Annotated in this window: 17 protein-coding genes and 3 pseudogenes; 5 read left to right on the forward strand and 15 right to left on the reverse strand. The window is 68.1% G+C overall.

The features are described from left to right. Positions 1-274 precede the first annotated feature (274 nt). From ACZ3X1_RS36295 to ACZ3X1_RS36335, 9 genes and pseudogenes are all read right to left on the reverse strand, one after another. Positions 275-907 carry an SMI1/KNR4 family protein gene (locus ACZ3X1_RS36295; protein WP_467283690.1) on the reverse strand — a complete coding sequence of 211 codons (633 nt, stop codon included), beginning with the start codon at positions 905-907 and terminating at the stop codon, positions 275-277. A gap of 335 nt (positions 908-1242) precedes the next feature. Continuing rightward, positions 1243-1671, reverse strand: coding sequence for a DUF4240 domain-containing protein (locus ACZ3X1_RS36300; RefSeq protein WP_467283692.1), 429 nt, complete (start codon positions 1669-1671; stop codon positions 1243-1245). Between the two features lie 43 nt (positions 1672-1714). Next, positions 1715-2017: a transposase gene (locus ACZ3X1_RS36305; RefSeq protein ID WP_467283695.1), complete on the reverse strand. Its 303-nt coding sequence runs from the start codon at positions 2015-2017 to the stop codon at positions 1715-1717. Beyond that, the gene (locus ACZ3X1_RS36310) at positions 2014-3150 is read right to left on the reverse strand and encodes an ISL3 family transposase (RefSeq protein ID WP_467283697.1); all 1137 of its coding nucleotides are present in this window, start codon (positions 3148-3150) and stop codon (positions 2014-2016) included. Before ACZ3X1_RS36310 ends, ACZ3X1_RS36305 begins: the two co-directional genes overlap by 4 nt. Next, entirely contained in the window at positions 3054-3287 is a 234-nt protein-coding gene (locus ACZ3X1_RS36315; protein WP_467283699.1) for a peptidoglycan-binding domain-containing protein, read from the reverse strand. The genes ACZ3X1_RS36310 and ACZ3X1_RS36315 overlap by 97 nt, the downstream gene beginning before the upstream one ends. 33 nt (positions 3288-3320) lie before the next feature. Beyond that, positions 3321-4191: pseudogene (locus ACZ3X1_RS36320) on the reverse strand (IS5 family transposase). Positions 4192-4424: 233 nt separating this feature from the next. Continuing rightward, a complete protein-coding gene (locus tag ACZ3X1_RS36325; protein ID WP_467283701.1) occupies positions 4425-5336 on the reverse strand; it encodes a short-chain dehydrogenase/reductase in 912 nt (303 codons plus the stop codon). Between the two features lie 128 nt (positions 5337-5464). After that, complete coding sequence (locus ACZ3X1_RS36330; protein WP_467283704.1) at positions 5465-7318, reverse strand: ABC transporter ATP-binding protein; 1854 nt, start codon at positions 7316-7318, stop codon at positions 5465-5467. Between the two features lie 229 nt (positions 7319-7547). Then, positions 7548-8948, reverse strand: a complete 1401-nt coding sequence (locus ACZ3X1_RS36335) for a hypothetical protein (protein WP_467283706.1) — start codon at positions 8946-8948, stop codon at positions 7548-7550. Between the two features lie 502 nt (positions 8949-9450). On the opposite strand from ACZ3X1_RS36335, the gene ACZ3X1_RS36340 reads away from it, so the two are divergent. After that, positions 9451-16980: an SDR family NAD(P)-dependent oxidoreductase gene (locus tag ACZ3X1_RS36340; RefSeq protein WP_467283708.1), complete on the forward strand. Its 7530-nt coding sequence runs from the start codon at positions 9451-9453 to the stop codon at positions 16978-16980. A gap of 269 nt (positions 16981-17249) precedes the next feature. On the opposite strand, the pseudogene ACZ3X1_RS36345 reads toward ACZ3X1_RS36340, so the two are convergent. The 3 genes and pseudogenes from ACZ3X1_RS36345 to ACZ3X1_RS36355 all read right to left on the reverse strand — a co-directional run bounded on the left by ACZ3X1_RS36345 (position 17250) and on the right by ACZ3X1_RS36355 (position 20729). After that, a pseudogene (locus ACZ3X1_RS36345) lies at positions 17250-17716 on the reverse strand (beta-ketoacyl synthase N-terminal-like domain-containing protein). A 159-nt stretch (positions 17717-17875) separates the two neighbouring features. Beyond that, on the reverse strand, positions 17876-20125 hold the full coding sequence (locus ACZ3X1_RS36350; protein WP_467283710.1) for an MMPL family transporter: 2250 nt from the start codon (positions 20123-20125) through the stop codon (positions 17876-17878). Positions 20126-20153: 28 nt separating this feature from the next. Beyond that, positions 20154-20729, reverse strand: coding sequence for an ATP-dependent DNA ligase (locus tag ACZ3X1_RS36355; protein ID WP_467283712.1), 576 nt, complete (start codon positions 20727-20729; stop codon positions 20154-20156). Between the two features lie 281 nt (positions 20730-21010). Here ACZ3X1_RS36355 and ACZ3X1_RS36360 point away from each other — a divergent pair. Both ACZ3X1_RS36360 and ACZ3X1_RS36365 read left to right on the forward strand, forming a co-directional pair. After that, positions 21011-21118: pseudogene (locus ACZ3X1_RS36360) on the forward strand (ATP-binding protein); the annotation flags it as partial. A gap of 190 nt (positions 21119-21308) precedes the next feature. Continuing rightward, positions 21309-21659, forward strand: coding sequence for a hypothetical protein (locus ACZ3X1_RS36365; RefSeq protein ID WP_467283714.1), 351 nt, complete (start codon positions 21309-21311; stop codon positions 21657-21659). A 63-nt stretch (positions 21660-21722) separates the two neighbouring features. Here the strand turns inward: ACZ3X1_RS36365 and ACZ3X1_RS36370 are convergent, their stop codons facing one another. Continuing rightward, a complete protein-coding gene (locus ACZ3X1_RS36370; RefSeq protein WP_467283742.1) occupies positions 21723-22025 on the reverse strand; it encodes a hypothetical protein in 303 nt (100 codons plus the stop codon). Between the two features lie 58 nt (positions 22026-22083). Continuing rightward, positions 22084-22989, reverse strand: a complete 906-nt coding sequence (locus ACZ3X1_RS36375; protein ID WP_467283716.1) for a helix-turn-helix domain-containing protein — start codon at positions 22987-22989, stop codon at positions 22084-22086. 45 nt (positions 22990-23034) lie between these two features. Here ACZ3X1_RS36375 and ACZ3X1_RS36380 point away from each other — a divergent pair, with 45 nt between their 5' ends. Further along, positions 23035-23460 carry a hypothetical protein gene (locus tag ACZ3X1_RS36380; RefSeq protein ID WP_467283718.1) on the forward strand — a complete coding sequence of 142 codons (426 nt, stop codon included), beginning with the start codon at positions 23035-23037 and terminating at the stop codon, positions 23458-23460. A 38-nt stretch (positions 23461-23498) separates the two neighbouring features. Then, positions 23499-23735: a hypothetical protein gene (locus ACZ3X1_RS36385; protein WP_467283720.1), complete on the forward strand. Its 237-nt coding sequence runs from the start codon at positions 23499-23501 to the stop codon at positions 23733-23735. 71 nt (positions 23736-23806) lie between these two features. Here the strand turns inward: ACZ3X1_RS36385 and ACZ3X1_RS36390 are convergent, their stop codons facing one another. Continuing rightward, complete coding sequence (locus tag ACZ3X1_RS36390) at positions 23807-24220, reverse strand: hypothetical protein (protein ID WP_467283722.1); 414 nt, start codon at positions 24218-24220, stop codon at positions 23807-23809. Between the last annotated feature and the right edge of the window lie 298 nt (positions 24221-24518).

A 24518-nucleotide genomic window follows, 5' to 3' on the forward strand; every position in this document is an offset into this window, starting at 1 on the left:
GAGGTGAACGTCGGCCCGCTGCAGGCCGACGAGCTGCCGGGCCATCTGCGGCCAGTCCGCGCCCTGCATCAGCACGGCCAGGATCGTCGCCATGGCTCTGTACACGAGAAAGAACGGGAGTCGTTTATCGACGGCTTCGGGAGTCACTGCGTGGCCCCGTCGCTTGATCAATGTCGATGAGTTCGGGAGTCACTGACGGCCGGGTCGGCGGTTTGGTGGTCCCCTCGGCGAAGGCCCTGAGTTGCCTCCTTGCCGTTCCTCCTCTGCGGTGCGGTCATGGAGTGCGATTTGGTCGATGTACGGGGTGACGTCGGCGAGGACCGGCTGTGGCGCGGGGACCCCACGGGGCGGTCGCGACGGTTGCCGGGGAGGACAGGCCCAGCGCAGCGTTGTCTTTGCCGTCCCGCATGTGGTTGAGCCAGCGCTCGTACCAGCTGAGGAAGTCCCGCGCCGACGAGACGTTCGGAGGCCAGAAGCCGTCCGCGTTGCCGGTGACGACACGGCCGGCAAGGGGACCGGTCACTCCGATGAGGCACAGATCGCTGCAGCCCATCTCGATGATGTGGAGGAACAGGTCCCCCTGCAGCGCGTCCGGATGGTCCACATGAGTGAATCCCCGGGCGCTGCCGTCCGCCGGCTTGCGGTTCATCGCGAACAGCCTGCACTTATCCAGCGGAAGAAGACCGTAGAAGGGGCCTGCACCGCTGCCCCCGAGTTCGATGAGGAACGCTCGGTAGGCCGCAGGCAAGACAATGTGGTGCTCCGCCTCGAAGGCGTCGGCTTCTGAAGCGTTGATGCGTGGGCCGAGGCGGAACCGGTGGCCTTCCCCGCAGGCGGAGTGGCTGCGTTGCGCCTGGTACGGGATCTTCGCCAGCTTGGAGCGTATGCGGGGTATGCGGGAGTCCATCGGAGGATCTCTTCTCTCGTCTCCGAGACCCTACCGACCGGTCCGGCAGAGACACATCCGAGGGTCTGCAGCGCTCCTGCCTGAGGGTGCAGTCGCCAGCCCGGTTGCAGCTGGTGACGATGTCGGCAGCACGGTTCACAGCGCTCGGCGCCTGGAGTCTGGGCACGCCATCAGGTCAGCGGCAGGTGCCTCCCGAACTCGTGAACATCGACTTGGCCGCCTTCGGGGCGCCTCCCGCGCTCATCGACAAACGACTCCCGTTCTCGGTTCTGGCACACATTTTGTGAGGACGATCAATGGTGGTGGAGTTCGTCACCACCCGCAGGCCATGCCGTTCAATCAGCCCAGCCCTCGGTGTTGGAGCAGGATTCGTAGGAGTAGCGGGTGTCGCGGTCCCACTCCTCCCCGGTGATTCGTCTGTATGCCCGGTCCGGGGTGTAGAGCAGGGGCTCGGCCCAGATGAGGTCGGTGACGTAAGGAGTGAAGGCCGAAGGGTCCTGGAGGACGCTGTCGAATTCGGTGCGGCCGGCGGCGACGACCGCAGCACGGGTGTAGAGGAAGGCGTCTCCTCCCAGGTCGTGGCCGTACTCCTTGCGGTCCAGCCGGTAGAGCGCCCATGACAGTTGTTCGGCAAAGCCGATGACCAGCGACAACGGGGACTGGGCAAGTCGCTCGATGAGCGTGGCTGCAAGGAGTTCGGCGGCCGGGTCAGGTTCCGTGGGCCTGCAGTCCTCGATGAGCTGCCAAAAGGAGTCTTCGTTCATGCCAGCGAGCATGCCGCAGTGGTCTGACAATCCTGACTCCGGGTCACCAGTTTGCTGCGGCTGTGAGAAGGACGCGTTTGCGGAGCAGGGGGAGCTTGACTCGTCCGAACATCTGGCGTTTGACCATTTTGATGTGATTGACGCGGCCCTCGACGGGGCCGGAGTTCCAACGTGTGCTCAGGCCTTGGAGCACAGCATCCCAGTCTTTCTCCAGGCCGGTGGCGAAGGCATGCAGACGGGGCAGGTCCGCGGTGCGGATGGCGATGATCCAGGCTTTGAGGTGCTGACCGGAGCGGGTTTGAAGGATCTCTGCGAAGCCGCGGACGTGCTCGTGGAGGGCCTTCATCCGTCGGCCAGATGTTCGGGGTGCCGCATCATCCAGCCGGTGATCCGGCGGACTCCTGGTGTTGCGGGTGGGACAACGCGGATGCGTCGGCGACGCCTCGGTCGCAGGTAGTCGCTGATGATCTGATAGCTCCCGCGGTAGCCGAGGTTCTGGAGCTCGGCAAGCAGCTGGATGGCGTTGGTGTGTCCTTCGGCCCAGCGTTTGTCCAGGTGGGACTTGTAGGGGTCGAGCTGGCTGGCCCGGGGCTGCTGCCTTCCGGTCAGCAGCTGTTCGGGGACTGCCGCGCGGGCGTTCCGCCGGACGGTGTTACCGCCCATGTGCAGTTCTCTGGCGATCTCCCTGATCCCGTGTCCCTGGGCCAGCAGGGCATGGATGGTCGCGTGCCGCTCTCGGATCCGAGCTTCGATGGGCGACATCGTCTTCGTCGCATCCGCGCTGTCGCCATCGCTCGTAGGGCCTTCTGAGCTGGTGAAAGCCGTCTTGAGGCACGTGCTGTGGAGCCTGACGGTGGCTTCGACGGCGGTGCCGAGGTTCTGCCACAGGTGGAAGCGGTCGGCCACTTGGATCGCGTTCGGTGCGCCGGTCCGGGCGCCGTCGGCGTAGGAGTCGGCCCGGTCGCGGCAGATGATCTCGGCACCGGGATGCTCGCGCAGCCAGTCGGCCAGTGTGGAGGCGTCGCGGCCGAACAGCAGATCGAGAGGCCGGCCGGTGTCGCAGTCGATGAGGACGGTGTCGTAGTGGTGCCCGCGACGGGTGGCGAAGTCATCGACACCCAGCACCTTTGGAACGGCCCAGAGAGGATCAGGTAAGGCCGTGATCACCCGCAGCAGCGTTGTCCGGCTCACCCTCGTCTGCAGGACAGCTGCCAGACGGGCCCCGGCCCGGCCGGCGAGGGCAACGGCAACGACCGCCAGGACACGGCGCGAGGCCTGAGTCCTTCTCCCGTATCGGAACGTCAGCCCCGCAACCTGCTCAACGAAAGTACGACGCCCGCACAAGGCGTTGTCGCAGTACAGCCGCCGGACGGTCAGCGCGATCACCACCGGCTGGTCACCAACCGGAGTGTCGGCCAGCCGACGTTCGTAGCAGCTGTGCACATGACTCGACGGGCTTCTGATGGAAGAGCGCTCCATGTTGGAGGTCCGACAACGCCATCAGCAGCAATGCCTGCCGCAGCCTGGAATCTCCTGACTGCTGCAGCTGTCGTAGGTCCAAACTCGCCATTGATGGGTCCAGAATAGAAACCCGCGTTTCGAAGTGAGCGCTGCACCAACTCCTTGAGAGGTCGTTTTCTCCCGTTGTTTCATCCCGGAATCTGCTGTTTGGTATGTGCTGTCGGGTCGCGCCAGGAGATGGTGCTTTCGCCGGAGAGGCGGCGGGCCATGAGGCCGGTCATGGCGAGGTGAATCATGGCTTCGGATCGGTTGGGCAGGGTTTCGTAGTCGCGGGCGAGGCGGCGGTGGAGCATGAGCCAGCCGTAGGTCCGCTCGACCGCCCATCGCTTCGGGATCGGGGTGAAGACCCTGGTACCGGGCTTGCGGGCGGTGATCTCCATATCGATGCCGAGGGTCGCGGCGTGCTCGACGAGGTGCTGGCGGTAGCCTCCGTCGACCCAAACCTTCCGGATCCCGGGGTGGCCGACGGCGACCTGGTCCAAGAGTTCGGTGCCGACGACGGAGTCCTGCACGCTCGCCGCCGTGACCAGGACGGCGAGGAGGAGTCCGAGCGCGTCGGTGACGATGCTCCGCTTCCGGCCCACGATCCTCTTTCCGGCGTCGATGCCCTGGCCGGCAGCAGGGACGCTGGTGGAGGTCTTGACGCTCTGAGCGTCGATCACGCAGGCCGACGGCTCCGCGTCACGCCCTTCCTTCTCACGTAAGAGCTGCCTGAGCAGGCCGTTGAGCTGGGCGAACACGCCCTCATCGGCCCATTTGGCGAAGTAGCCGTAGACCGTGTTCCAGTGCGGGAAGTCGTGCGGAAGATATCGCCACTGGACCCCGGTCCGGTCCACATACAAGATCGCGTCCATGATGTCGCGCAGGTCGCGCTCCGGCGGCCGCCCGAAATCCAGAGCCCGGCCGCGGCGCTCGAACCGCCAAGGCCGAGAGCACCGGCTCGATCAACTCCCCTCGGGCATCGGATAGACCACTCGGATACGGGCGTCGCTTCGGCATGCTTCCGGCGTACCGCCGCAAACCGAGTGCGCCCAGGCGCACAGTGACGGCTCCGAAGCACTCAGCCACGAAAGCCGGGCGTCCTGGGATGAGACAGGCACAAGCCACCTCCCGCCTCACCCGGCACCCCACCTGACCAGCAAGAAGCAACCCGCATCTCCAGCAACGCAAGCACCACAACCCAGCGGCCCGAAAATCACTGGATACATGGCCAATCAAGATGAAAACGACCTCTAAGCGGACAGGGTCTTTGAAGCGGCCGACTGTACAGAGGACTGAGCGGGGGGCGTAGCTGCGTTGCGCGCTGTGTCTTCGAGGACGCTCAGAAGCGGTTGGAGCTTGGTGTGCCGGGACAAGAAGTGGTCGCAGAGCGGATTGACGATGCCGCGCAAGATTCCGACGGGTTGCCAGCGGCGCGGCACAGTGATGCGTGTCGCGCGCCGCTCGATCCCGTGAACCGCTCGGCACGCGACTACCTCCGGAGAGATGGAGGCTGCGAGAAGGCGGGGGAAGGCGACTTCGCGCATCTGGGTCGTGAGTTCGTGTCCTCCGAGCGCCGGTCGGCTCATCGGAGTTCGCACCCATCCCGGATAGAGAACGCCGGCCGTGGCTCCGTGCATGGCCAGCTCGACGCGCAGGGCTCGGGTGAACTGCTCGATCGCGGCCTTGGACGCCGCGTAGGGGGCGTTCACGGCGCCGTTGATGTACGCGTATGTGGATGAGGTGACCAAGACGTGGCCGCGGCTGGCGATGATGTGCGGGAGTGCCTCGCGCACTGTGCGCCACACTCCCAGGAGATTCACCTCGATGATGCGCTCGAACAACTCCCGGTCGATAGTGGCGATGGTGGCGGGCAGGTCTGGGGCGATCGCTGCGTTGGCGAAGACGACGTCAAGGGCACCGAACCGCTCGACCGTGGACGCCATTGCGTTCTGCAGGGATGTCCGGTCGGTCACGTCCACCGGCACGGGCAGCACTCGTTCCTCACCCAGCTCGCGGGCGAGATCGGCAAGTGAAGAGGCGTTGCGACCGGTGAGGACCAGGTTGGCGCCTCGAGCGTGCAGAACGCGCGCGCTGGCTGCACCGATGCCGCCTGCGGCTCCCGTGATGAAAACGGTCTTGTTCAACAGGGAGTACTTGGCCATGGCCCGTGTCCTCGTCGTGGGGGCAAAGTAAGGGAGTCTGCGGAACCGCCCGGGGTGGGCACGGCCCGGCTTGTACGGCTTTCAGGGAGCGCTGGGGGGTGATGTCGGGCTTACTGTCAACGCGGGCGTTACAGAGCAGGAGTCGAAGCGACCGGAGAACCGGTGGACGTCACCGGGACGGGTGGGCGGCCTGCGGAGATCGCAGTGTGATCGGTGGTGAGTTCTCTGTAGTGGCTGCTACGGGCGAGGAGGGTTTCATGGCTGCCGGAGACTGCTGTCCCGTCCTCTGTGAGCAGGATGATGTGCCGAGCCCTGCGGACGGTGGACATCCGGTGGCTGGCGACGACGACGCAGCGGGTGGCCGCCAAGTCATCGACGGCTCGGTTGACGAGGCGGTCGCTGATGCCATCCAGGTGCGAGTTCGGCTCGTCAAGGAGGACGATGTCGCTGTCTGTCAGAAGGGCGCGGGCCAGGGCGAGGCGCTGGCGTTGTCCGCCTGAGACATCCTGGAGGCGACCCAGGGAAGTATCGAGGGCTTCGGGGAGTCGCAAGACTGTCTGATGTAGCCCCACCTTCTCCAGTTCTTCCAGCAGTTCCTCGTCGTCTGGTGGCTTTTCGAGGCCAAGACAGAGGTTCTCGCGGACGGTGCCTTCGATGAGGGTCGATTGCTGGTCGACGTAGGTGACGCGTCGTCGCAGCTCGCCGAGGGGCCAGTCGCTGACAGACTTCCCCAGGATGCGGATCTCCCCGTGGTCGGCCTGCGCGAGGCTGTTGATCAAGGTGAGCACTGTGGTCTTGCCCGCGCCCGAGGAGCCGACGAGAGCGGTGAGGCCGGTCGCCGGGATGTGGAAACTCGCATGGTCCAAGACCGCCTTGCCATGAGGAAGGCGGAAAGTGACATTGCGGAAGGTGACGGCCTGCAATGCGGAGCCGACGCGGGACAGGGCGAGGGGTGCCGTGATGTCCTCCTCGGGTTCCGCGGAGAGAGTGAGGAGGCGATGGAAGCGACTTCGTACGGTTCGTCCCATTTGCAGGTGGCCGAGACCGAGGGCGGCGACGGTCAGGGGCGACGTGAGGTGTAGCAGGAAGAGGAAGAAGCCACTGAAGGTGGCCAGCGACAACTCCCCCTGCGTGATCCGCTGCCCTGCGGCCAGCGCGACGGTCAAGACGGCGACCTGCTGACTCAGACTCACGACCGGGCCGATGAGGCACTGCAGACGGGAGGTGGGCAGACATGCCGAACGGACGGCGTCCGCAGCGTGTCCCAGTTTGCGTTCTGCCTCCCGCTCGTAGCGACAGGCTTTTACGGTCACGAGCGCGGCGAGGTGGGCGGTGAGGCTCTGGGCGAGTTGACCCAGAGCGCGTTGCTGGGCAGCTGCGAGGTGTTTCATCCGGGTCGTCATCAGGGCAATACAGGCACCGGCCAGCCCTAGGGCGCTGACGGCAATCAGGGTGAGGACCGGGTCGATGACGACCATGGCGGCGAGCGTGGCTACCGTGGCGATGAGCGCTACGGGCAGGTGGACGAGTCCGGTTTCGATGAGCAGACGTACGAGTGCGGCGTCGGAGGTGACCCTGGTGGTGAGGCTGCCAGTGCCCTCGTCGCGTACGGCGCGCACAGGCAGTCGCAGCAGATGTCCAACTACCCGGCGGCGCAGACGCAGCACGGCGCGCTCGCCGACGCCGGCCAGCAGCCACCCGCTCAGGGCCTGGAGTCCGGCCGCCCCCAGGACGGCGACGCTCATGCCCACGGCAGGTTGGGTGACCGCTTCGTGTCGAGTGAGGGCGTGTGTCACGTCCATGGCCAGCCACGGCACCGCGAGACTGGCGGCGGCCGAAGCGAGGGACAGGAATGCGGCCAGGGCGAGCAGCAGTCGGTCACCGCGCAGGAGGTCCTTGCCGATGTGCAGTCCCGGCCCCCCGCCGCGGTCCGGGGTCAGCGGCCCGCCCGGCGGTCGAAGGCGGACGGATGGGAAGATCACGTCGCGGTGCCCGGGTTGCGGAGACCGGGCGAGGGAGGAGCCTGCCGGCGACAGCCTGGACCTTCGCTCACCGTGTGGGCCACTGTGCGGAACACGAAGCGACCTTTTGGGTTCTGGGTCATGCGCGGGCAGCGCATACCGATCGGATGGCCCACGGCACGGCTGGAGCCGACCGTGACAGACTGCCCTCTGCTGGGTCCTCGCTGCGAGCTGGAGTTCCAAACGCCACTCATACCGGCTGGGGGACATCGTCGGGCGTGAACCGAATGGCCGTGCCGTAGAGGTCGAGCAATCCTTGGAAGGGCTGGGCGGGCAGGCCAGGCTTCCACAGTTCGACGGCCATCTCTCCGTGATACAGCAGGGGCCAGCGCACGTAGGTCCGCACGTCGTCCGGATCGTTGACGGCACGTGAACGACGAACGGTGTCGCGGGCGATCTCGACAGTCAAGTCGGTACCACAGCCGAAGCCGTAGGGGAACTGCTCGCGGTCCGCCTCGACGGTTTCGATCACCGTGTGGTCGCTGGAGACGACGCCGACGTGGGCGTGGATGCCGGCCCGGATGAGAGGCACCTCGCGTTCCCCGTCGGGGTCCAGCACCCAGGTACCTGAGGGGTCCTTCGTGACGCGCACGGTAGGGCATGCCTCCATCAGAGCGCAGATCTCCCAGGTCTCAACTGATGGTTGCATCGGCAGCATGCCACTGGGAGCCAGGACACGCAGGCGCCTGCCGTCGGCCAGGCGCGGCTCGACGGCCACGGTCTGCTCCCGTGTCAGGCTGCGCTTGTCGACGTCCCAGGAACCCGAGGCGCTGACCACCAAGCAGTTGAGGTCGGGGTCGAAAGCGAACAGCATACCTTCGCTGAAACCCCGCATTCCCATGTAGACCTCGTACATGTCGGCCAGCTGGTCGGAGACGAAGTCGGAGACCTTCACCGGCGCCGGCAGCAGTCCCAGCTCACCCATCCGACGGCCGGCATACGCCAGTTGCTCAGGCGCGGTGCCGGCCTGCCACGCCTCGGGGGTGATCGCGTCCCGGACCGTGTCGTAGTCCTCAGCGACCTGCCGGGCGCACGCCGCAGTGACCAGCCGATCACGCATGCGGTCAGCGATGTTCATGATCTCGGTGGGATGACCGCCCTCCATGTTGCAGAACGTCACCTCTGCCACCTGACCGGGAACATCTCCGCGGGACACGAACAGGACCTTGGCCGCGCCGAACCGGCCCATGGCTGTGCGGGCGGTGGCGACGACCTCTGTGTGGGGCAGCACACTGAGCCGTTCGGGCACCTCGACCACGGCGACGACATGACGGGGGTTGCGGCGCAGGCCGTGCTGGTGGCGCAGCATGGCACTCAGCGGCGGATAGGTGTCCGGGATCCGCTGCCGCAGGGGTTGCGGCCCCTCGGGGATTTGTCCGCACATGAGCACCAGGTCGACGTCGCCATGGGAGCGGTCCAAGGCGGTGTGTCCCTGTGCCTCGAAGGAGGCGACCAGATGATTCAGGAAGGATCGCAGCGCCTGCTGTCCTGCCGGTACCTCGCCGATGACCTGGACCGTGCACGGACGCCACCAGCCGCAAGCGGTGATATCGGTTTGGACGTCGGGTACGGCGACCGGTGAACTGCTCATTGCCTACCTTCCGGGAACGTTGCGGCCGCCTGAAAAGGGGCCTTCGTCGACTCGGTCGCGGCGCGCGAAAACGCGGCAGTGACACGTTTATTGCCGTGGACGTGCAAGGAGCCGCGTCCAGGGACGGGCTCAGCACTTCGGCGACCATACCGGCGGCCTGAAGGAACACCCATCTACCGTTACCCCTTCCGGGATCGACGGGTGATCGGTTGACGGCCCCGCGACGTTCGGGCACGTCAGCGCCTTTGCAGTGCCGCGTACTTCATGCACATGGGCGAATGACAGAACCTGCCCCGCGCCGTCGGATCTGCCGAATTCACCGCATTCGTGCTGCGGATTGGCCTATGCCGTTCACCCGCACGCCGCAACGCGTGCCAGGACTGTCCGCCGCTCTCCCTAAGATCACGGCGACACCGGCGGCGGAAGCACTTTTCGCGTGCCATCACCTGCAAGGCGTCGTTGCCGCCCCCTTCTTCGTGTGCACCGGGAGAACTCTGTGACTGTGGCCCCCACAAACCCTGACAGGCCCGCCGTGGCGATCGTGGGCCTCTCGTGCCGGTTGCCGGGCGGCATCGAGGGACCGCAGGACCTGTGGGAGGCGCTCCAGGAGGGACGTGACCTGGTAGGTGAGATCCCACCGGACCGTTTCGACCCGCAGCGGTTCGTCGACACCGAGCGGCGCAGGAGCAACAAGAGCTACACGGCGGCGGGTGGATTCCTCCAGGACGTGACCGGTTTTGACAACGGCTACTTCCAGCGGGTCTCACCGCGCGAGGCGGCCCGCATGGATCCGCAGCACCGATTGCTGCTGGAGATGGCGGTCGAAGCCCTGGACGACGCCGGCATCGACCAGGCCGCCACCGCCGGCTCTGACACGGCGGTGTTCGTCGGCATGTCGAGCCACGACTACGCCGACCTGCAGTCCACCGGCGGTGATGCGCCCAACGCATACTCGATGGCTGGGCTGGCGGCGACCAACGCCGCCAATCGCATTTCCCACCTGCTTGACTGGCACGGGCCGAGCATGGCGGTGGATACCGCCTGCTCCTCGGCCCTCACCGCCCTGCACCAGGCGTGCGAGACACTGCGTGCGGGCCGGGCGCGTATGGCTCTGGCGGGTGGAGTGAGCGTCCTGCTCAGTCCGTTCGGTTTCACCGGCTTCTCGGCCGCCTCCATGCTGTCGCCGACCGGTCGCTGCCGTGTCTTCTCGGCTGAAGCCGACGGCTACGTGCGGGCAGAAGGTGGCGGCGTCGCGGCCCTCAAACTCCTGTCCGATGCGCTCGCCGACGGTGACCGCATCCACGGGGTGATCCTGGCGAGCGGCGTCAACAGTGACGGCAGCACCACCGGGCTGGCACTGCCCAGCGCCCAGGCGCAGGCAGCATTGCTGGAGCAGGTCTACACCCAGGCCGGCGTGAGCGCCGATGACCTGTCCTATCTGGAGGCACACGGTACGGGAACGCCGGTGGGGGACCCGATCGAGTGCGACGCCATCGGCCGGGCCCTGGGCGCCCGTCGCACGGTCGGGCCGCTGCCGATCGGATCGGTCAAGAGCAACACCGGTCACCTGGAGGCTGCTTCGGGCATGGCGGGACTGGTGAAGGCCTTGCTTGTCCTGCGTCACCGCCTCATCCCACCGACCCTGCATGCGCACCCGCTCAGTCCTCACATCGACTTCGAGGGCTGGCAGCTCGATCCCTGTACCGAAGCCAGGTCCCTTGCCGGGCAGCGGCCCGTGGTCGGCGTCAATTCCTTTGGTTTCGGCGGCTCCAACGCGCACGTCGTCCTGGCCGCCGCGCCCGTGGTGCCCGTCAACGGCCCGAGCACGTCCCCTAAGGGTGTGCTGCCGGTGGTGGTCTCGGCCCGAACGCCGGAGGCGCTGGAGGCCGCAGCGGCCGGCATGGCTCAGCGGCTGCAGGAGGAGACCTCCGAGGGGTTCTACGACGTTGCATGGACGGCCGCTCGTCGTCGTACTCTGCACCCTCACCGAGCCGTGGTCCTGGCTCCCGATGCCCGGCAGGCAGCCGAAGCGCTGGAGGCCGTCGGCCAGGGGGCACTGCCCCTGCCCGCCGCCACTGCCACAGGACAAGGGGTGGCAGAGGGCCGAGTGGTGTTCGCCTTCAGCGGCAATGGCTCCCAGTGGGCCGGCATGGGGGCGGACCTGCTGCGCGAGGAACCCGTGTTCAGGGCAGCGCTCGACCGGGTCGATGACGCGCTCCGGCCCCATCTGGGCTGGTCGGTGCGTGAGGAGATGGCTGCGGCCGACCCCGCGCGTATCGAGGCCACCGAGATCGCCCAGCCGCTGCTGTTCGCTTTCCAAATCGCTCTCGTGGAGCTGTTCGAGGTCCGCGGTATCCGTCCGGCCGCGGTTGTGGGCCACAGTGTCGGCGAGATCGCCGCCGCCCACATCGCCGGTGCTCTCGACCTGCCTGCCGCCGCCCGGGTGGTAGCCGAACGCAGTCGTGCTCAGGCAGCCACGCGCGGCCGAGGCCGCATGGCCGCGGTCGGCCTGTCCGTGGAGGAGGCGGCCAAGGAACTCGCTTCTTACGCCGGCGCTCTGGAGATTGCCGCCGTCAACGGCGATCAGGACGTCACCATCTGCGGTCCTGAGGAACACCTCCAAGCCCTGGGCGCCGAGCTGGAGCTGCGCGCAGTCTTCTTCCGCATGCTGGGGCCGGACTATGCCTTCCACAGCCAAGCCATGGACCCCGTAAGGGACGGCCTGCTCGCCTCCCTGGAGGGGCTGCACCCTGCGGCCAACGCTGTTGCGTTCGTCTCGACGGTCACCGGCACCCTTTGCCCGGGCGAGGAGCTCGGAGCCCACTACTGGTGGCGCAACGTTCGCGAGCCCGTGCTCTTCGGACCGGCCCTGTATACGTTGCTCGATGACGGTTTCGACATTTTCGTCGAAATCGGTCCTCACCCCGTCCTGCGGCCGTACTTGCGCAAGGCGGTCAAGGGATCGGAACGGCCTGTGCTGGTCACGGCTACCTGTGCCCGGGCCGTGTCGGGGCCCGCCGCTGTCGACACCGCGGCGGCCCAGGTGCTGGCCGCCGGCGCTCGCATCCAGTGGGACGTCTTCTTCCCGCGGCCCGGACGCACGACCGACTTGCCGGCCTATCCGTGGCAGCGAGAGCGACAGTGGCACGGAGACCCTCAGTGGTGGCTGCGCGTCGCCGGTGAGACCACCCCCGTGCAGCACCCCTTGCTGGGGGCACGCGTCCCCGTGCAGCAGCCCTGCTGGTCCAACCTGGTAGAGCCCACCCGGTTGCCGTGGCTGGCCGACCACCAGGTCGCAGGCTCCGCCGTCATGCCCGCCGCCGCCTATCTGGAGATGGCCCTCGCCGCAGGCGGGCTCGTTCACGACGCCCCCGTCGAGGTCAACCATCTCCTCATCACCCGTGCACTCGACCTGCCCTGGGACGACGAGGCCGCCGATGTACGCGTACAGGTCTCGCTCAGCGACGGCGACCAGGCACTGACGATCGCCGCCCGTACCGGCGACGGCCTGCCGTGGCAGCCCTACGCCCGGGCCCGCGTGCGGCGGATGCTGGCCGCCGCGCCGCCCTCCGTCGACCTCGCCGCCCTGCGCTCTCGCCTGCACACCCCCATGGACGTCACCGAGCACTACGCCCGTGCCCGGCGCGCCGGCCTCGTGTACGGCCCCGCCTTCCAGGTCCTCACCGGCCTTCAGTTGCACGAGGGCGAAGCCCTCGCCTCCTACACCCTGGGTGAACCCGCAGACGGATACCACGTCCACCCTGCGCTCCTGGACGGCGCACTCCAGGCCGGCGGCTGCCTGACCAGCGTCGACGGCGAGTACCTGCCGTTCCTTCCCGTCGCCGTCGAAGCCTTGCGCCTGTGGCACACCCCGCCGCCGAGCGGCCTGATCCACGTGCGCCTGCGAGAGAGCAACCCTCAGGAAACGTGCTGGGACATCACCCTGTCCGACACCGACGGCAACATCTGTCTCCAGCTCACCGGCTGCCGGCTGCGCCGCATGGGCAACACCCCCACCGAGCCCGTGCAGCACCTCGTCAACGTGCTGCGCGCCGCTCCAGGAACTGCCGACCCGGCGCTGCCAAGCCCCCTGCCCTCGCCCACCGCCCTGGCGCAGACGTGTCTTCCCTACCGCGACCGTCTGGAGAAGACCTGGCGCGAGGAAGGGCACGAAGCCGGGCTGCAGCGTCTACGTGAGTGCTGCTCACGCCTGATCGCCGACGCGTTCGCCCAGCTGCTGCCGGAGGGGCAGAGAGAATTCGACACCGGTGATCTGGTGGCAGGAGGCATGCGGCCCCGCCACGCTCGCCTGGCCGAGCTCCTCGCCCATGCCACCCGCGGTCTGCTGCGCCAGACCCAGCAGGCCGGAGAAGGCCACCCTGTCCGTTGGCACCTTCCCGACACCGACGGCCCGCCGGCGCTGGAGCTGTTCCAGCAACTGGTCCGCGACTTCCCCCGGCATGCGGTCGAGACGTCCCTGTTCGGCCGGTGTTGTCTGCACCTGGCCGACGTCCTGCGCGGCAAGCGTGATCCACTGACACTGCTCTTCGACGAACCCGACCGCCACCTGATCGAGTACTTCTACAGCGATGCCGTCCAGCCCCGTTTCCACAATCAGCTGCTGCTCGCCCTGGTAAAGGAACAGGTCCGCACCTGGCCCGCGGACAGGCCGCTACGCATCCTGGAAGTCGGTGCTGGTACCGGCAGCAGCACCGCCCTGCTCCTGCCGCACCTGCCGGCCGAGCGCACCGCCTACACCTTCACCGACTTGTCCGCCGCTTTCTTCCCCCCCGCCACGGCGCGCTTCGCCGACTTCGACTTCGTCGACTACCGCTGTCTGGATCTGAACCAGGACCCGGCCGAGCAGGGTTTCACCGCGGGCTCCTTCGACGTGGTGATCGCCACCAATGTCCTGCACGCCACCCGAGACCTGCGCGCGACGCTCGCCCGCATCACCCACCTCCTTGCCGACGGCGGACAACTCCTCGCCCACGAGACCCACGAAACCGGTCTCCTGGCCCCCTGCTTCGGCACCCTCGAGGGATTCTGGGACTTCACCGACGCCCCGTTGCGCCAGGACTCCCCATTGCTGCCGGGGCAGGCATGGGCACCCCTGCTGCGCGAGTGCGGCTTCGACGAGGTCGCCCAACTCGGACATGACCGAGCCTTGCCGGAACTCGAGTACTCAGTGCTCTGCGCCCGCCGCGCCCTCCGCTCCCCCGCCCTCCCCGTCCCCCTCGCGTCGCCCGCCACCCCGGACGCGCGCTGGCTGCTGGCCGGGGAGAACCCCGACGGCGACCTCCTGCGTGACCTCGTCGATGTCCTTCTCGATGCGGGCGCCGACGTCCGCGTCGCCGACCTGGACCAGACGCCTCGGCAGTGGGCACAGGTCGGGGAACAGCACCCCCCGCACACGGTCCTGGTCTTCGACGCCGATTCCGGTGACAGCCCCGCCGACATGTGCGACCAAGCCGTCGCCCGACTCGGTGTGCTGCGGGACCTCGCCGAAACCGGCTCACACCTGCCGGCCGGGGCCGCAGCCAACCTGTGGATCGTCACCCGGCCCAGCGGCATCCACCCCGCCCCCGAACGACCGGGCGCTCCTCAGGACGCGGCGCTGTGGGGGGCTACCCGATCCCTGGCGAACGAGATCCCCCAACTGATTATCCGGCGCATCTCCCTGGAGGCCGGGGCCCGGCCCGCCGACGACGCGCGGCGCCTGGCGGCCGAACTGCTCCAGCCCACCGACGAGGACGAGGTCGTCCTGACCCGCAGCGGGCGCTTCGTCCCGCGCACCGTCCTGCGGGCCGCCTCCCCCACCGCACCCGATGCCCCCAGCTCAACGCCCTTCACGCTGCGCCTGCACGACGCCGGCCTGCGCCCCCGGCTCACCTGGACCCCGGACCGGCCGCAGCAGCCCGCCGACGACGAGGTCACCATCGCCGTCGCAGCAGCCGCACTCAACTACCGCGACGTCATGCTCGCCGTTGGCCTCCTGCCCCCAGGCGCGGAGACACCGCTGCCGGACGGGCCGGCCCTGGGCCTGGAATGTGCCGGCACGGTCACCGCAGTCGGCGCCAACGTCACCCACCTGGTGCCGGGTGACCGCGTCTACGCGCTCGCGCCCCGCAGTCTCAGCTCCCACGTGACCGTCAACGCCCGCCTCGTGGGGACCATCCCCGACGGCATGACGTTCACCGAAGCCGCCACGCTGCCGGTGGTCTACTTCACCGTCCACCACGCCCTCGAGCGCCTCGCGCGTCTCCAGGCGGGCGAGACCCTCCTTGTGCACGGTGCCGCCGGCGGCATCGGCCTCGCCGCCCTCGAGCTCGCCCGTGCCCGCGGCGCCCACGTCATCGCCACTGCCGGCACCCCTGCCAAGCGCGACCTGCTGCGCATGCTCGGCATCCGCCATGTCCTGGACTCCCGCACCCTGGACTTCGCCGAGCACGTCCGCGACCTCACCGGCGGGCAGGGCGTCGACGTCGTCCTCAACTCCCTGGCGGGAGAGGCCATCAGTCGCACCCTGGAGCTCCTGAGGCCGGGCGGGCGCTTCCTGGAACTCGGCAAGCGCGACATCTACACCTCCACCCCGCTGGCGCTGCGGCCCTTCAGCAACAACATCGCCTTCTTCGGCGTGGACGCGTACCAGCTCATCTCCGGCCGCCTGCCCCAGGCCGGGACCTGCTTCGACGAAACGGCCCAGCTCATCGCGGAGGGAACCTACCGCCCCTTGCTGCACCTGGCCTACCCGGCCACCCGGATCGGCGAGGCACTGCGCGTCCTGCAACGCTCCCGGCACCTCGGCAAGGTCGTCATCACCTTCGAGGAGCCACCTCCCCTGGAGCGCGTCGACCCGCCCCTGCAGCTATCCCCGCACGCCACCTACCTGGTCACCGGCGGACTCAGCGGACTCGGCGCAGCCCTCGCCCACCGTCTCGTCGACCACGGCGCACGCCACCTCGCCCTCCTGGGCCGCCGAGGCCACGACACCCCCGGCGCCTCCCAGCTCATCCAGACGCTCGCCCAGCGCGGCGCCACCGCCACCGCCCACACGGTCGACGTCACCCGCGAAGAGGACCTGCGCCGGACACTCGCCACCATCGACACCAGCGCCCTCCCCCTGGGCGGGGTGATTCACGCCGCGATGGCCCTGGACGACGCGCCGCTGGCCGAACTCACCGACGAACGACTGCGCACCGCACTCGAGCCCAAGATGCTCGGCGCGACCACCCTGGACGCACTCACCCGCGACCGTGACCTCCACCTGTTCGCCACCTGCTCGTCGGTCACCGCCTGGTTCGGCAACGCCTACCAGGCCAACTACACCGCCGCCAACGCCTACCTCGAAGCACTCACCCGCACCCGCCGCGCCACCGGCCTGCCCGGCACGACCATGGCCTGGGGCGCCGTCGGCGACGCCGGCTACGCCGCCCGCCACGGCATCACCGACATGCTCGCCCGCCTCGGCCTGGATAACCTCACCCCCGCCGAGGCCTGCACCGCCCTCACGGACGCCATCGCCCAGGACACCGACGTCACCGCCGCCGCCAGGATCGACTGGGCCCGCATCCGCAGCATGATGCCGGCCGTGCAGACCCCCCGCCTCGCCGGTCTCATCCCCCTCCACACCCCCCAGGACGACGGACCCGATCAGCTACGCCACCGCCTCGCCACCGCCACCCCCGACGAAGCACTCACCCTGGCAGCCGACGCCATCACCCAGGTACTGGCCGAGATCCTGCAGACCGACCCCGCCCGCCTCGACCGCGACCGCCGCCTGGACCAGCTCGGCCTGGACTCCCTGATGGCCGTCGAAGCCGTCGTCGCCGCACGCCGCCGCCTGGGCTGCGAACTGCCGACCCTGGAATTCCTCAACGCCCAAGGCATCACCGACCTCGCCCGCCGCGCCCTGATCCGCCTCGGCCACCAGACCCCCACCGTCCCGGCGCCGGCCACGCCCAGTTCAACAGCGCCGGCTCTGCCCGTGCCGGGCCCGGCCGGGCCCGCACTGAGCGCTCACACCCACTGACCCCACCGACCCGTACACCTGTAGTAGAGAGGCCGACCGTGATGTGCGAGCCACCCCTGCACCCCGACGGCTCGCACATCCCGGGCTCCCTCGCCGCACTTGCCCGGTGGGCAGTACGCCGCAACCGGCTCGTCCTGACCGCCGCTGCACTCTTCGTCGTCCTCACGGGTCTGCTGTCCTCCGGAGGTCTCCGCGCACCTGAGCAGCGGCGGCTGGCTTGCCGAGAACACCCCGGCGGCGGAGGTACGAACCCGGTTGGCGCAGTCCCCTCACGGGGGTATGCCGCCTCTGTTGCTCCTCGCCACACCGTCCAGGCTGGAGCAGCCTACGAAGACGGCCCTGTCGGACCCCGCGCAGGTCGCCGGGTCCACACCCGCGTCGTCCAGTGCCTCGATCGCCAGCTCTAGCAGTAGCCTCGCTGCGGGTCCATGTGCAGCGCTTCCCGTGGTGAGATGCCTCGGAAGAACTCGCAGTCGAAGCCCCGGACGTCCGTCAGGAAGCCACCGGCTGCGGTGTAGGACCGCCCGGGGCGACGCCGACCGCCGTCCAGGAAGTCCGCCACGTCGAACCGGTCCGGTGGGACCTCGGTGACCAGGTCTTCTCCCTTGGCCAGAGCGGTCCAAAGTCCGTTCAAGGTCACCGATGCCGCCCGGCAGTCGGCAAGTGGTACCGACGACGGCGACAGCTTGACCCAGCTCGGCCATGTGGACACCGTCCACCCGAATGACCCTCCCATTCGCTCGTACGTGTGTCCTTCTGGTCACCGGGGCACAGCACGGATCGCTGGCCGCGGCTGTCAGGTGCGGGCTGCCGCTGTATGAGCGCAGAAGCACCGCCTCAGGCTGCGCCGACGGAGCTGTCGGCTATCGGGAACGACGTCGTCCGCGCCCTTCGGTCACCTTGTACCTGCTCCGCCGGGACGACCGATGGTCGCCGGTCGTCGACGCAACACCGGTGACCACCAGTTCGCCTGACCAGCCATCTGCATCACCGCTGGGACGAGAATGCCGCGTACGACGGTCGCATCAAGGACGACGATCGCAGCCATCGTCGCGCCGAGGACTACCAGGAGGCTGACCTGGGACAGCATCAACGCGCCCATGCTGACAGCGACCACCAGCGCGGCCGCGGTGAACAGCCGGCCGGTGTGCTCGATACCGAACACGATGGCGTCGGTGTTACGGCGGGTACGTCGCCACTCCTCCGCCATGCGGGAGACGAGGAAGACCTCGTAGTCCACGCAGAGGCCGAACGCCAGCGCAGCGCCGAGTAGCGGCATGGTGATCTCCAGCACGCCTTCACCCCCTCCGGCCGGATGCCCCAGAATCTGCAGCCGCTGGAAGAGCAGAACCATCAGTCCGAGCGCCGCACCGATGCTGAAGACGCCCAGAACTGCCGCCTTCAGCGCGACCAAGACACTTCTGGTGAAGGCCAGCAGCATGACGAACACCCCGCTGACCATCAGCGTCATCCACCAGCCGAGCGCCTCCGCCACGGCCTGCCGGGTGTCGGCGAGCTGCACAGCGACCCCCGCGACCTGCGCCGGCCCCGGCGCGGGAGTACCCCGTACCTCCTCCACCACGGCAGCGGTGCTACGTGACTGGACCGGCTCGGACACGAACAGCACGACGAGGGTCCCGCGCCGTGGGGTCGAGTCGGTGGATCGAACCTCAACCAGCTTTCCGGCGGCATAATCCCCTGCCTCAGTACTCACCCGAGTCACGCCGGACAACGCTGCCAAGCGCCGGGCGTAAGCGTCCAGACCGGCTGCTTGAGTCACCGGTTCCGTTCGCGGCAGCACTACTGTCAGCTGCCGCTCGGGCGGGTAGGGAAAGTCCGCCCGGATGGCTGCTGCGGTGGCCCGCGCCTCGGCACGTGACGGCAGGATGGACTCGTCCATCAGAGCCGGCCTCAACCCGGCGACGGGCAGGGCCAGCCCGACCAGCAGGGCGGAGCCGGCCACCGCCCACAGTAGTGGCCGCTTGGTGACCGTGATCGCGACACGGCGCCAGGCCGGGCTAACCGACGATTCATCAACAGTCCGACGCCAAGGCGGACGGCGGGATACGTGCAACACGTCGAGTCGGCTTCCCAGGGCGGCCACCAGGGCGGGAAGCAGAATGAGGGTACCTGCCGCGCAGAACGCGACAACGACGAGCGAGGCGATCACCAGCGATCGGATCAGCCCCAATGGAAACACCAGCAGAGCCGCCATGCACCACGCCATGGTCAGGGCGCAGAAAAGGACGGCTCGGCCGGTGGTGGCCATCGCCCGCCCCATGGCCGCCTCCGCTCCCAGCCCGCCGGCGCGCTCCTCCCGGTATCGCGAGAGAGTGAACAGGGCGTAGTCGACAGCCAGGCCGAAACCGAGGGCGCAGCTGAGGTTGACGGCGAAGACGGAGACCGGCGTCAGCAGGGTCGCGACTGCCAGTACAGCCAGAGCTCCTGACGCTGCGATGGCCCCGATCGCCACAGGTACGAGCGTGCGGCCCAGAGAGCCGAAGGCCAACACCAGAACCATAAACGTCAAGGGGAGACTGAGCAGTTCGGAGCGCAGCAGGTCCCGCTCCGCCTGCTCGGTGGCGGTCACATTGATCCAGGCGGAACCGCTCACCGACAATCTCAGCCCTGGTGCTGCGGCCCGCAGGGTCGGCACCAGGCTGCGGGCGGTCCGAGCGGCCTCGGACTCACCCCCTTTGATGTCGATGCGCAGCAAGGCGCCACGACCGTCGGCAGCACGAAGCGCGTCCAGCCCCGTGTTCCAGTACGACAGTGCCGACGCGACCCCAGAGGACCGAGCGGCCCGTTCCGTCAGGCGCCGACCCTGCTCCGCCACTTCCTGTGAGTCGACCGAACGGCCGGAACGCACGTACAGAACTAGGTCGGGCGTGCCGACGGCGAACCGTCGAGCAGCACCTTCGGCTCGTTGGGCAGGGGTCCCCTCCGCGCTATAGCCGCCGTTGGACCACTGAGTGCCTACAGTCACACCCACAACCGCGCACAACGCGAACAGACAGGCCGCTGAGCCGAGCACGAACCAACAATGCCGGAACGACCACCGAGCCACGGTGCCCAGCCAGACCGCCCGCGCCTCGCCCACTTCCTCCGCCGGCGCCGCCGCTCCAGGAAGGTCGGCGCGCGTCACGGAGTCGAGGGAGGAACTCCCGCATGCGTCAAGGCGCCTGGAGAGACGGCGTGCCGCTGGAGTCCCGCCGCTCGCGGGCGCGGGTGTCTCGGTCGCCTTGTCGGACATCGGCAGCTCTGTCCCTTCGGATGGCCAGGAACACTGGCACGTTGTCGGTTGAGCCGGGCCCATGCCCAACGTCCAGCCCCCGTAACGGATACGGCCTCTCATCCAAAGGCAGGCTCAGGAACTCCTGACCGTCCTGCTCCAGCGCGTCGAACGCCACGAAGTAGGCTGGCCACCGGGCCGATAGACCGGCAGCACTTCGGCTGCGGGCGGCGGCGCGGCGTCGCAACGCCTCGAAGGAGAGCCGGCCTACCTCGGTGTCCCACACGAGCAGCTCGCCATCGAGGACCACTATGAGGCCGCCCTGGCCGCTGGTGGCACGGAACCGGTGGAAGCCCTTGAAGATCTGCACGTACTCGCGCCGGGTCGAGGTCTTGCGGCCCTGGACCGCGAGGTCACCGACGACGCGGTCGATGTCCTCGGGCGTCACGTCCCACGCGGGCCGGCCGAGCGCCGTGAGGGTCCGCTCCAGCAGACCGATGTCGTTGTCGATGGTCACCGGGCTGAATCCGCGGGCCCTCCACGAGGCGACGAACGCGTCGACGCACGCCGCCTGGAACTGCCACGGATCCGTCGTCAACGGGATCTGGGGGACGGGCCCCGCCCGCGATGACCTGAAGTCTCGCCTCGGCCACCGGCACACCTTCCTCGCACCTGAACGGTCATGGCAGCACCTTGAAAACCAGGCTGCTACCGCGAGAACCAACGAGGACCACAGGAACGGCAAACGGGCAGGTGGCAGCGGCAACCCGTGTGAGGGAACAAGTGCCGGCCCCAGATGGCTGGACCAAGACCTTCACCGACCCGCGTCTCTGTGCTGCCATCGTCGACCGCCTCACCTTCGGCGGCAACATCATCGAGACCGGCACCGACTCCTACCGGCTGGCAACACCCGTGCCCGCGCTGAGACAACAGCAGGTCAGCTGAACCGCTCCCGAGGACTTGATCTTTGCCGCGAACGAGTTCTAGGGTCGGTCCACCCACCGTCTTCCCACTGGAAGTGTTCATGCCTCGCCGGTCACCGGGCGAGATCAGGACGCAGCTCCCGCAACGCCGAACGCAACATCGGCGGACACCCGTGATCAGCGGATTGTCCGCCTCGGCGAACAGGCAGATCGCCGACTTCGAACGAGGCCACGGCCTCCCCGCGGGCGAAGTCGCACACTCGTTCCGCCGCTGGAACACGTCTATCCGCCGGTCACGCGGAGACCACGAGCTGTTCTACGAACGCGATGACACAGACCTCCGCAACGGCGAGTATCACGTCCGCACGCTGCTGGAGCTCACCCTCCATGCTCTGAGGTCCAAGGCGCGACGCGAGCTGAGCGTAGTGATCTGTCCCGCAGACGAACGCGTGCTTGACCGCACGCTCAACAACCCCTTCGCGCCCCAAGACCTCCCCTGGTGGATGCGTCGAATAGGTGTCTGAACCTCCAGCCGTTCCTAATTCTGGTTCTTCGTTTTCACCTACGCAGCCACCGGGGCCGAGCGGTCAGCCGAGCCGGGATGCAATCTGGCGACGGGCAGACTCCCAGACTTCCTCGAACTCCTCGGAGGTGAGTTGTTCGGGGTCGTGGCCTTCCCATTCCGAGACGGGCAGCTCGGCGGTGATTCCGAACCTGTTGTCGTACTCGTCGAGGCGGCCTGCGTCGCGGGCCCGCTGCCACTCGGCGAGGGAGGCAGCTGCGATCGGGATCAGCTCAGGCCCTTCGAGTTCGACCTGCCGGATCACCCAGCCTTCGGCGTCGACCTCGAAGTAGAACCAGGTGTCTTCCTCGTCCCAGTAGCAGCGCATCCATGTGCTCACCTGGCCATGATGCCGAGCCAGATGCATCGTGCTACTCCGCTTTGTCTCATGGTTGAGCGATGAATCCTGCGGATCGGTCGAGCTGGAACGGAGAGCCGACCCGGGTTGGCTCCCAGCCTTGATCCCGTGCTTCTCGAATGCTGGCAGCAGCGTGAGCTGGACGAATGGGCTCCGTCTCGACGCCCACCCAGTTACTGGGATGGGCCTGGCCGCTGGTGACGATCAAGGTCGTGCCCGGCTGGCTGTCGCCGGCCGCTTCGACGGCGTAGGTCATCGGCGTCCAGCAGAGTCCCTGCGTGTAGGAGGGCTTCCTGCGGATCCGCCAGCGGTACTCGATCCCGTCAACGGTTATGCGCCGGGAACCCTTCTTGTTCAGCGCCATCTTCCCTCCTCCACTGTTGGACTCTAGCGCCGTGCAACAGGGCTGTCTCAGCCGGAATCTTCCGGGCCGCCGTGACGACGCGCTTTCCGAAGCGGTCAGCTTCATGGCCGTGCCACGTTGAGCTCGCTCGAGCAGGGGCTGGCCGAGGTCTCGTTCGAGCCGGTTGATCTGGATCACCAGCGTGGTCTCGTGGATGCCGAGGTCGCGGGCGGCTTCAGTAAGGGTGGGGTAGGAGTGGGCGGCGAGGAAGCGGGAGAGTCGCTGGCCTGCGTAGGGGCCGGTGAACGCTTTGCGCAAGATTGTGGGGAGGTCTGCGGCCCGGTCGGAGGTGCGAAGAGCGTTGTGGTGGCTGGCTCCGCCGCGGGGGCGGAGGGGGATGTTGTGGGTATGGGCCCATCGGGCCATGTTCGCGGTGCTCATGCCGGTCTCCCCGGCGAGGTCGGGCAGGGTTCGGCGGTGGTGGACGTACTGCTCGATCAGCCAGTCTCGTTCGATGGTGCCGCGGTGTCTGTAGTCCTGGAGGCCGTTGCGGAGGGCGATGCCGTACTCCTTGGCGAGTTCGGTCAGCACTTTGCGGGAGAAGCCTGTGAGGGTGGCGATCTTCTGTATGGAGAGGTGTTCATCGAGGTAGAGCTGGGCGAAGTGCCCTTTCGGGAGGCGTTGGCGGGCTTGCTGGCGGATGCGGTCGGTGGCTCTGGCGGCGTTCTCCGTCGGTTGGAGTTCGGGGGCAGGGTGTTCATCCAGAACGTGCCGGACTGCGTCGATGGTCGTGCCGAGGACCTGGGCGGCGTGGTGGACGGGGTGCCTGCGCTGCCGGACGAGCTGGTGCAGGCGGGGGATGTCGATGGCTGCGGGTCGGGGCCAGGCAAGGAGAGCTTGGCCATCAGGGTGGCCGGGGGTTGCCAGGTCACGGGCTCGTCATGGATGTGGTGCATGGCCAGGAAGGCCAAGGCCTGGAGGGCTCGGGCGACGTCGGGTGTCTGGAGCGCGGTGACCCGCAAGGCTTCCGCCCGGAGGGCTGACTCGTCGAGCCCGCCTTGATGGTCTGGAGCGAACTCGGCGGGTAGGCCGCTGAGGCGGTGGAAGAGCTGGTTGCGGGCGATGCGTTCACGCCGTCCCGTCCCCGGTGGTGTGCTGGTGCGGCGGCAGATCTCCAGCCAGCGCCGGTGAGGCAGCAGTTCGCTGTAGTCCAGAAGGCGGCGCCGCCTGTAGTCGATCGGGATGTAGGCGGCGTCGAGATGGTCGACGAGCCGAATGAGGGCGGCGGCGATTGCCGACCATTGGGAAAGATCTTCGAGTTTCTGCAGCAGACGTGAGATGTCGATGCCATCGGTGACGTTGCCGACCAGCTCTGCGGCCTGGTTCAGCGAAACACGGCTGTCGGGGATCAGCAGGAGGCGGCCAGCGCGGGAGCCAAGGTCCGTGAGGCGAACCCTTCTGGTGGTGTGAGCCGTGCCGTCCAGGCCGGCCAGAACACGGACGGAATCTTCCTGGATCGGTGTTCGATGTCCTTGACGGTCAGCGTCGGCCGATGGGGTGTCTGGGCCGGGATGCGGTAGCGGATGTGCTCACTGGGCCGGAGTGTCGGAGCCAGAGCTGCCAGGTGAACGGACTGCAGGACCGGGCTGGTGCCCCGACCCCAGCCGTCGATGCTGGTAGCCGAGACTTGCGTGAGCTCTTTGCGGACGACGTTCAGCAGATCTCGCAGAGCCTCACCAGCCGGATGGATTCCGGATCTCTGCAGGATGCCCAGAGCGCCGGTCACCGCGATGGCGGTGTCCGCGGCCCGCGGCGGCGCCATGAATCCTGGGCGGTCGCCCGCCCGCCCGGCGGGGGGGGCGACGCGGGCCCTGCGGAGAGGTATGCCTCGGTTATGTCCTCAGGCAGCCACTGGCGGAGGACATCAGCGGGAAGATCGGCCAGGAACCGGATGCCCAGGGCCCGGATGTCGGCCAACGCTGCCGAGGCCGGTTGCGGGGCGGCCGAGAAGGGGTCCGAAGGCGGCAGTGCCGGCATCGATGATGCCCATCACGCGATCCTGCGCCGCAAGAACCGGGTGGTCCCGGGGTAATAGCAGCGTGGATGTATGGGTGAGATCG

Source organism: Streptomyces sp. NPDC023541 (genome assembly GCF_055559995.1).